Here is an 8,151-nt window from a genome sequence, read left to right on the forward strand (position 1 = left end):
CTGGCTGCGCCCGGGCGACCGCATCATCGTGAGCGGCCTGGAGCACCACGCCAACTTGGTGCCCTGGCAGCACGCCGCACGCATGACGGGCGCACAGCTTGTCATCCTCCAGCCCGATGACGAAGGCCGGCTGCACGAGGCCGACCTGGTCGCGCTGCTGCAAGGCGGCGGCGCCCGGGTCTTTGCCCTCACCGCCTGCGCCAACGCCACGGGCGAGCGCCCGCCGTACGAGGCCATGCTGACCATGGCCAAGGCCGCCGGCGCGCTCACGGTACTGGACGCGGCCCAGGTCGCCGCCCATGCCGTGCCCGACATGGCGGCGCTGGACTGCGACTTTCTGGTCTTTTCCGGACACAAGATGCACGGCCCCATGGGCACGGGCGCGCTGGTGGGCCGGCGCGCGGCGCTGGAGCAGCTGTACCCGCTGCGCCTGGGCGGCGACATGGTCGAGGATGTGAGCTACGAGCGCGCCCGCTACGCCGCCCTGCCCATGCGCCTGGAGGGCGGTACGCCCAATGTCGCCGGGGCCGTCGGTCTGGCCGCCGCCGCGCGCTTTATCGACGAGACGGGCCGCGCCGCCATCGACGCCCATATCCACGCCCTGCGCGAGCAGGCGGCTGCGGGCCTGGCCGCCCTGCCCGGCGTGCGCGTGCTCAGCCGGGACAGCGCTGCCTCGGCGCTGGTGTCCTTCGTTTGCGAGGGCGTGCACCCGCACGACATCGGCACGCTGCTCGACCAGTCGGGCATTGCCGTGCGCACCGGCCACCACTGCGCGCAGCCGCTGCTCGACCAGTTGGTGGCCGGGCCGACCACGCGCGCCTCCTTTGCCCTGTACAACACCACGGACGAGGTCGATCGCCTGATCGCCGCCACCGCCCGCGCCCTGGAGCTGCTGCGATGATGGACAACGCCATGAACGACCTCTACCAGGAGGTGGTGCTCGAACACAAGCGCGCGCCGCGCAATTTTGGCCACCTGGCCGCGCCCACGCACCAGGCGCAGGGCACCAACCCGTCGTGCGGCGACCGCATCGCCGTGGAGCTGCAACTGCAAGGCGACAAAGTCGAGGACATCCGCTTTTCCGGCCAGGGCTGCGCCATCTGCATGGCCTCGACCTCGATGATGACCGAGGCCGTCAAGGGCGGCGACGTGGCCGCCGCGCAGGCGCTGCAGCAGCACTTTCGCGCCGTGCTGACGGGCGAGGAGGAGCCAGACGATGCGCCCCTGGGCAAGCTCATCAGCCTGGCCGGCGTGCGCCAGTACCCCAGCCGCATCAAGTGCGCCCTGCTGGGCTGGCACGCGCTGATGCACGCCATCGCCCAGCACGGCGGCAAGGACGACGCCGCCACCGTCCAGGCCGCCGAGAGCGACGGCGCCACCCTGCAGGCCAGCACCACGGAGGCCCCATGACCTATCGCCGCCAACGCGAGGACGTGCTGGTGCGCCGCACAGTGGGCGTGGAGACCATCCCCAGCGGCCACCCGGTCGAGCTAGAAGCCGGGCAGCTGGCGCAGATCACCCAGGCGCTGGGCGGCTCGTTCACGCTGCTGGTCGAGGGCCAGCTCATGCGCCTCAAGGGCCAGGACGCCGACGCCATCGGCAAGCAGCCGCCGCAGGCCATCGCCGCGCCGCAGGACTTGCACATCGACGACCTGGAGCCGCTGATCTGGGAGACGCTACGCACCTGCTACGACCCGGAGATCCCGGTCAACATCGTCGATCTGGGCCTGGTCTATGCGCTCCGGTTCGAGCCGCTGCAGGAGCAGGACAAGGTGCGCGTGGTCATCGACATGACGCTCACCGCGCCCGGCTGCGGCATGGGCGAGGCCATTGCCGACGAGGTCTGCGACAAGGTGCTGGCCTTGCCGCGCGTGGGCGAGATCACCGTCAACCTGGTGTTCGACCCGCCCTGGGATCGCTCGCGCATGTCCGAGGAGGCGCAGCTGGCGCTGGGGCTGTAGCGCCGCCCGCGCCAAACAAAAAAAAGCGGACCGCCAGGGTCCGCTTGTTTCATGCCGGATGACCGGGCAAGACCGGTCGGCTGCTTCAGCCGCCGCAGGCGCCGCCCGAGCAGCACGAGCCGCCCTCTTGCGCGGTGTTGGAGGTCTTGTCGATCTGCACGCGCCACAGGGCGGGGCCAGCCTCCAGATAGGTCCAGTCGAACTGGCCCGGCGTGCGTGCGGCGAACTGGCGGCGCAGCGGCACCGGGTCGTGGTCGTTGACGATGACCAGGGCCTGGCCGGCTTCCAGCGCGTCGAACTGGCCAAAAATCTGCGCGTGGCGCTCGTACGGGGGGATGGTGCGGACGTCGATTTCGGTGGCAATGGTGGTGCTCATGGACTCAGCCTGTGGAGTGAAGGAGGGGTGGAGGAAAACGCCAGTCGGCGAGGGAAAAAGGGATGGAGAAGGGCAGCAAGGCAGGCCGTGCGGCTCAGCCGTCCTTGCCGTCCAGCCGGGTGCGCATCAGCCAGGGCGTGTACATGACCACGTAGATGCCAAAGGCCAGCGCCCACAGGCAGGCCGCGCCATGCAGCGCGCCCACGTACCACTGTGGCTGCACGGCCGGCACCAGCACGCGCAGCACGGCGGCCAGCAGGACCATGGCGTAGGCGGCCGTCTCGGCGCGCGAGGCCTGCAGGGGCCGGCCGGTGTGGCCGCGCGCGGTGCGCGTCAGCATGCCGATGATCAGGCCGCCGACCACGCCCACGGCCAGCGCATGGATGGCCAGCGTCGCCGGTAGCCAGCCCAGCTGCGCCGCAGCCAGCAGGGCAAAACCGATGGGCATCCATGCGTAGGACAGGTGCAGGATCCACAGGATGGGCCGGCGCAGCGTGACCCAGGGCTTCCACAGCGCCAGGCGCACGGCGTGCAGCACGGCGGCGGCGGCGCTGGCCAGGGCCGCCAGCGGCGCAGGCGCGGCGCAGACCCACAGCAGCAGGGCGATCGCCGTCACGGCCAGCAGGGCCAGCTCGAACTTGCGCGGAACGTTGATGACCAGGCCGGGGGTGACGTTCTTGGTGAACATGGGCAGCACGCGGCCGGTGATGACGGTGATCACCATCAGCACCAGCGCCAGCTCGGCATGCAGTGCGGACAGGGCCGGCACCTCGATGACCTGCATGGCCGACAGGTGGAAAACGCCGTTGGCCAGCGCCATCAGGAGCAGCAGCGAGATCAGGGGAATGTTGCGCTTGTTGCGCGCCTGGACCAGCACGGTCAGCAGGCTCGCCGCGACGGCGGGCAGCAGCAGCATGTCCAGCGCCGCATAGACCGGATACGGCGCGACGAAGGCTGCCAGGCGCGCAGCCAGCCACAAAAGCGCGAGGGCGCCCAGCGTGGCCCCGCGCGGCGTGGGCAGGCCCGTCCAGGCCTTCACGGCCGTGAGCAGGAAGCCGACGATGACGCCCACGGCAAAGCCGAACAGCATCTCGTGCGCGTGCCACAGCAGCGGCGGCACGGACACGCCCAGGGGGATGTAGCCGAGAAAGGCCAGCACCCACACCGGCACCGACAGGCAGGCCAGCAGCGCAGAACCCAGGTAGAACGGACGAAAGCCCAGGCGCAGCAGCGGCAGGCCGCGCAGCAGGGGTGCGGCCGGCGCGGCCTGGCCAGGGCGTTGGGGAAAAGGCAGAGGCTGGTTCACGGCATTGAGGAAGGCAGAACACCCGGTGGGGCGAGCAATAAATTCATTCTAAATGAATCTTAAAGGCCGCGGCGGTTCCCGGCCCGCGCCGGGCGGCGCGATCAATGCCCGGACGACCTGGAAAACAGCTGGATCACGGCCACGCCGGCGACGATGAGCGCCATGCCGAGCAGGGCCGGCCCGTCGAGCTTCTGGCCGTACAGCCACCAGCCGACCAGCGAGATCAGCACGATGCCCAGGCCCGACCAGATGGCATAAACCACACCGGTGGACAGGTGGTTGAGCACCTGCGAGAGGCAATAGAACGCCAGGCCGTAGCCCAACACGGTCAGCAGGCTGGGCCACGGGCGGGTGAAACCCGCGGAGGATTTCAGCGCCGAGGTGGCGACGACTTCGGCGGCAATCGAGATGCCGAGCAGGACGTAGGGATGCATATGCGTTCTCGCTCCTTCCCCCGGGGGAAGGCGGGTTGGGGGCCGCCTGGCCGGAGTGTTCAGCCCGCCACGCAGGTCAGGCGCTGCTCGCCCAGGCCCGTGGCCCCCAGGCGCATGACGTCACCCGGGCGCAGAAAGCGCGGCTCGGGCTTCTGCCCCAGACCCACGCCGGCGGGCGTGCCGGTGAGCACCAAGTCGCCCGGCTCCAGCGTCATGAACTGGCTGATGTAGGCGAGCACGGTCGGCAGGTCGAAGATAAAGTCGCGCGTACTGCCGCCCTGCATGCGCTCGCCGTTGAGCTCCAGCCACAGATCGAGCGCGTGCGGGTCGGTCAGCTCGTCGGGCGTGGCCAGCCACGGCCCCACGGGCGCAAAGGTGTCGCAGCCCTTGCCCTTGTCCCACTGCCCGCCGCGCTCCATCTGGAAGCTGCGCTCGGACACGTCGTTGGCCAGCACATAGCCGGCCACGTGCGCCAGCGCGTCGGCGCGCGCCACAGAGCGCATGCGCGTGCCGACGACCACGCCCAGCTCCACCTCCCAGTCGGTCTTCTGCGCCCCCGCGGGGATGCGCACGGCGTCGTGCGGGCCGCACAAGGCGCTGGTGGCCTTCATGAACAGCACGGGCTCCCCGGGCGGCGCCAGGCCCGCCTCGCGCGCATGGTCGGCGTAGTTCAGGCCGACGCAGACGATCTTGCCGATGCCGGCCAGGGGGCAGCCCAGGCGCGTGCCGGCCTCAACCTCGGGCAGGCGGGCGGCGTCGATGGCCGCCACGGCGGCCAGCGTGCGCGGCGCCAGCTGCGCCGGGCCCCAGTCGGGCACCAGCATGGAGACATCGCGCAGCCGGCCCGCGGCATCGACCAGGCCGGCGCGCTCGGCCCCCGCGGGGCCGAAACGGATGAGTTTCATGGCGTCTCCTGGTCCGGGCGCCCGGCGCCGGGCTCCAGCAACTGCGGCAGCAGCTGCGCCGCCGTGCCGCGCAGCACCCCATGGGCCACGTCGTCGAGCTCGCTGGCCACCGGGTTGACGACGACCACGCGAGCCCCCGCCTGGCGGGCCAGGCGCGCCAGGCCCGCTGCCGGATAGACGGCGCCTGCCGTGCCGACGACCAGCATCAGATCGGCGCCCTGCGCGGCCTGCCGGGCGGCTTCGAACACGTCCACGGGCAGGTTTTCGCCGAACCAGACCACGCCCGGGCGCACCAGGTTGCCACAGCTCCCGCAGCGCGGCGGGCTGCCGGGCTCGGCGTCTTCCAGCCGGCAGCATGCGCGCGGCGCCTCCAGCCAGCGGTCGGCCAGCAGGTCGCCATGCAGGCACAGCACGCCGCTGCTGCCGGCACGCTGGTGCAGGCCATCGACGTTCTGCGTGATCACCGTGAGCCGGCCCGGATGCGCCCGGGCAAAGCGGGCCAGCGCCACGTGGCCGGCGTTGGGCTGGACCTGCGCAACACCGGCGCGCCGGTGCGCGTACCAGTCCCACACGCGCTGCGGCGCGGCGCGAAAGCCGCGCTCGCTGGCCATGTCCTGCGGGTTGAACTGCGCCCAGTAGCCGTCCTGGGCGTCACGGAAGGTGGGCACGCCCGATTCGGCACTCATGCCCGCGCCGCTCAGCACGGCGATGCGCTCGGCCTCCAGGACCCAGCCGTGCACCGTGTGCAGCCCGTGCGGCGCCTTCTTCATGACGGCTGCCGGATTTGGCGCTGGCGCAGCGCCTCGTACAGGCAGACGGCGCTGGCCACCGAGACGTTCAGGCTCTCCACCGCGCCCTGCATGGGGATGCTGACCAGCGCGTCGCAGGTCTTGCGCGTGAGCTGGCGCATGCCCGCGCCCTCGGCGCCCAGCACCAGGGCCACGGGGCCGTGCAGGTCGGCCTGGTACAGCGTGCCCGGCGCATCGTCGCTGGTGCCGATCACCCAGATGCCGCGCTCCTTGAGTTCGGCCAGGGTGCGCGCCAGGTTGGTGACCATGAAATACGGCACGGTCTCGGCCGCGCCACTAGCGACCTTGGCCACCGTGGCGTTGACGCCCACGGCGTGGTCCTTGGGCGCGATGACGGCGTGTGCGCCGGCGCCATCCGCCACGCGCAGGCAGGCGCCCAGGTTGTGCGGATCGGTCACGCCGTCGAGCACCAGCAGCAGCGGCGCGGCCACGCCCTCGGCCTCCAGACGGTCGAGCAGGTCGTCGAGCGAGTGCGTCTGCTCCAGCGCCTGCACGCGCGCGGCCACGCCCTGGTGGCCGTGGCTGCCGGCAAGCCGGGCGATGCGCAGCGCATCGGCCTCGATCAGCCGCGCGCCGGCCTCACGGGCCCGCGCCAGGAACTGGCGCATGCGCGCGTCGCGGCGCGTGGGCTCGTAGTAGATCTCGATGATGGATTGCGGCGCGGTCTTCAGGCGCACGCCCACGGCGTGGAAACCGAAGAGGACTTTGGGGGTGGACATGGGGCGGATTATCCGGCCGGCCGCGCGCGGGCCGGACGGTAAAATTTCGCGCTTTCCCTGTTGACACGCCGGCTGCGCCGCGTCCCCCAAGCCTTCGGCCCGGCTGCCGGGGCCCTCCTCCCTCCCTTCTCGACACCATGATTTTTTCGCCCTTGCTGCGCTGGGCCCAGCGCACCAGCCTTGTCGCGCAGATCGCCATCGCCCTCGTGGCAGGCACCCTGCTGGCGGCCCTCGCACCCGGCGCCACGCCCTACGTGGCCGTCCTGGGCACGCTTTTCATCGCCGCGCTCAAGGCGGTGGCGCCGGTGCTGGTGCTGGTGCTGGTCATGGCCGCCATCAGCGGGCACACGCCGGGCGAGGCCACCGGCATCCGGCCCATCCTGCTGCTGTATGCGGTGGGCACGCTGTCGGCCGCGGTGGTGGGCGTGACCGCCAGCCTGTGGTGGCCCAGCACCCTGGTGCTGCACGCCGCGCCGCAGGCGGAGATGGCGCCGCCCGGCGCGGTGGGCGAGGTACTGCTGAATGTGGCCAGAAGCGTCGTGGACAACCCCGTCAACGCGCTGCTGCAGGCCAACTACATCGGCATCCTGGCCTGGGCCGTGGCGCTGGGCCTGGCGCTGCGCCACGCCTCGGCCGGCACGCGCGCCGTGCTGCACGACGGCGCGCAGGCCATCACCGCCATCATCCAGGGCGTGATCCGCCTGGCGCCGCTGGGCATCTTCGGGCTGGTGGCCGCCACCTTCGCCGACGCCGGCATCGAGGCACTGCGCGGCTATGGCCACCTGCTGCTGGTGCTGGTGGGCTGCATGCTGTTCGTGGCGCTGGTGGTCAACCCGCTGATCGTGTTCGCCGCCATTCGCCGCAACCCCTATCCGCTGGTCTTCACCTGCCTGCGCGAGAGCGGGGTGACGGCCTTCTTCACGCGCAGCTCGGCCGCCAACATTCCCATCAACCTGGCGCTGGCGCAGCGCCTGGGCCTCAAGGAAGAGACCTACAGCATCGCCATTCCGCTGGGCGCGACCATCAACATGGCGGGCGCGGCCATCACCATCAGCGTGCTGACCCTGGCCGCCACGCACACCCTGGGCATCCAGGTGGATGCGGGCACGGCGCTGCTGCTGTGCGTGGTGGCCTCGGTGTGCGCCACCGGCGCCTCGGGCGTGGCGGGCGGCTCGCTGCTGCTCATCCCGCTGGCGTGCAGCCTGTTTGGCATCGGCAACGACGTGGCCATGCAGGTGGTGGCGGTGGGCTTCATCATCGGCGTCGTGCAGGACTCGGCCGAGACGGCGCTCAACTCCTCCACCGACGTGCTGTTCACGGCGGCGGCCAGCATGGCGCAGGAGCGGCGCGCTGCTCGCTGATTCATAGCACCAACCCGATACCAGTTAACGTTTTTCGGCACGAAACACCTGCAAAACGTTGCCTGGCGCTGGCTGTCAGCTATAAGTTTTCATCCGCAGCGATGCGCCCGGCCTCGATGGTGATGCGCCGGTCGCAGCGCGCGGCGATCTCCCGGTCGTGCGTGACCAGCATCAGCGTCGTGCCCTGCTCGCGGTTCAGGCTGAGCATCAGGTCCATCACCGCACCGCCGGTGGCAAAGTCCAGGCTGCCCGTGGGCTCGTCGGCCAGCAGCACGGCCGG

General features: G+C 71.1%; 10 protein-coding genes and 1 pseudogene. 4 read left to right on the forward strand and 7 right to left on the reverse strand.

What is annotated here, in order from left to right:
• From RT051_RS13825 to sufT, 3 genes are all read left to right on the forward strand, one after another.
• A partial coding sequence (locus tag RT051_RS13825; protein ID WP_313077541.1) for an aminotransferase class V-fold PLP-dependent enzyme occupies positions 1 to 901 on the forward strand: 901 nt, incomplete at its 5' end.
• The gene (gene sufU, locus RT051_RS13830) at positions 901 to 1,410 is read left to right on the forward strand and encodes a Fe-S cluster assembly sulfur transfer protein SufU (RefSeq protein ID WP_313077550.1); all 510 of its coding nucleotides are present in this window, start codon (positions 901 to 903) and stop codon (positions 1,408 to 1,410) included. The genes RT051_RS13825 and sufU, both read left to right, overlap by 1 nt.
• Complete coding sequence (gene sufT / locus RT051_RS13835; RefSeq protein WP_313077542.1) at positions 1,407 to 1,961, forward strand: putative Fe-S cluster assembly protein SufT; 555 nt, start codon at positions 1,407 to 1,409, stop codon at positions 1,959 to 1,961. Before sufU ends, sufT begins: the two co-directional genes overlap by 4 nt.
• Positions 1,962 to 2,046: 85 nt before the next feature.
• On the opposite strand, the gene RT051_RS13840 is transcribed toward sufT, so the two are convergent.
• The 6 genes from RT051_RS13840 to rlmB form a co-directional block, all read right to left on the reverse strand.
• Entirely contained in the window at positions 2,047 to 2,337 is a 291-nt protein-coding gene (locus tag RT051_RS13840; RefSeq protein WP_313077543.1) for a DUF2249 domain-containing protein, read from the reverse strand.
• Positions 2,338 to 2,431: 94 nt separating this feature from the next.
• Positions 2,432 to 3,643 (reverse strand): NnrS family protein, encoded by a 1,212-nt coding sequence (locus RT051_RS13845; protein WP_313077544.1) that lies wholly within the window; start codon positions 3,641 to 3,643, stop codon positions 2,432 to 2,434.
• Positions 3,644 to 3,744: 101 nt separating this feature from the next.
• The gene (locus RT051_RS13850; RefSeq protein ID WP_313077545.1) at positions 3,745 to 4,077 is read right to left on the reverse strand and encodes an SMR family transporter; all 333 of its coding nucleotides are present in this window, start codon (positions 4,075 to 4,077) and stop codon (positions 3,745 to 3,747) included.
• A 59-nt stretch (positions 4,078 to 4,136) separates the two neighbouring features.
• Complete coding sequence (locus RT051_RS13855) at positions 4,137 to 4,982, reverse strand: fumarylacetoacetate hydrolase family protein (protein ID WP_313077546.1); 846 nt, start codon at positions 4,980 to 4,982, stop codon at positions 4,137 to 4,139.
• Positions 4,979 to 5,752 carry an NAD-dependent protein deacylase gene (locus RT051_RS13860; RefSeq protein WP_313077547.1) on the reverse strand — a complete coding sequence of 258 codons (774 nt, stop codon included), beginning with the start codon at positions 5,750 to 5,752 and terminating at the stop codon, positions 4,979 to 4,981. The genes RT051_RS13855 and RT051_RS13860 overlap by 4 nt, the downstream gene beginning before the upstream one ends.
• Positions 5,749 to 6,510 (reverse strand): 23S rRNA (guanosine(2251)-2'-O)-methyltransferase RlmB, encoded by a 762-nt coding sequence (gene rlmB, locus RT051_RS13865; RefSeq protein ID WP_313077548.1) that lies wholly within the window; start codon positions 6,508 to 6,510, stop codon positions 5,749 to 5,751. The genes RT051_RS13860 and rlmB overlap by 4 nt, the downstream gene beginning before the upstream one ends.
• 137 nt (positions 6,511 to 6,647) lie before the next feature.
• Here rlmB and sstT point away from each other — a divergent pair, with 137 nt between their 5' ends.
• Complete coding sequence (gene sstT / locus RT051_RS13870; protein WP_313077549.1) at positions 6,648 to 7,871, forward strand: serine/threonine transporter SstT; 1,224 nt, start codon at positions 6,648 to 6,650, stop codon at positions 7,869 to 7,871.
• A 79-nt stretch (positions 7,872 to 7,950) separates the two neighbouring features.
• On the opposite strand, the pseudogene RT051_RS13875 reads toward sstT, so the two are convergent.
• A pseudogene (locus RT051_RS13875) lies at positions 7,951 to 8,151 on the reverse strand (ABC transporter); the annotation flags it as partial.

Source organism: Melaminivora sp., assembly GCF_032059615.1.
Taxonomy (GTDB): Bacteria; Pseudomonadota; Gammaproteobacteria; order Burkholderiales; family Burkholderiaceae_C; genus Melaminivora.